We start from the raw sequence: 549 nt of genomic DNA on the forward strand, positions 1-549 counted from the left end.
AATCGCTTAAAACGACAATTCCATGCTACGGCACCGCAGCAAAAAATGGTCACTGATATTACCTATATTTCCGACGGAACGAATTTTCATTACTTGTCCGTTATTCAAGATCTTTTCAACAACGAGATCGTCGCTTGGCAGTTATCTGAGCGTAACGATGTCCAACTCGTGCTGGATACTATTACGCAGTGGACAAGAAAAAGAGACGTTTCGGAGGCCGTGCTCCATTCGGACCAGGGCTTCCAATACACGTCTCAGGCGTACAACACACGATTAGAGGCATTCGGCGTTAAAGGCAGCCACTCTCGCAAAGCTACCTGCCTTGATAACGCATGCATCGAATCCTTCTTTTCGCATCTCAAGACAGAGAAGTTGTACCTCAACCAGTTTAATTCACGGGCGGAAATTCAGCAAGCCGTGGAAGAATATATTTACGAGTACAACTACCACCGCTTTCAAGCCAAATTAAAACAACGCGCACCGATTGAGTACCGATGCGCGTTGGCAGCTTAGCTTTTTTCATCTGTCTACTTGACAGGGGTATGACCA

General features: G+C 46.1%; 1 protein-coding gene. It reads left to right on the plus strand.

Annotated features, from left to right (window positions below; translation table 11 throughout):
• On the plus strand, positions 1 to 513 hold a 513-nt coding region (locus PEL01S_RS34290; protein WP_127463374.1), incomplete at its 5' end, for an IS3 family transposase.
• Positions 514 to 549 lie beyond the last annotated feature (36 nt).

This window comes from Paenibacillus elgii NBRC 100335 (genome assembly GCF_004000865.1).
In the GTDB taxonomy this organism is placed as follows: Bacteria; Bacillota; Bacilli; order Paenibacillales; family NBRC-103111; genus Paenibacillus_G; species Paenibacillus_G elgii.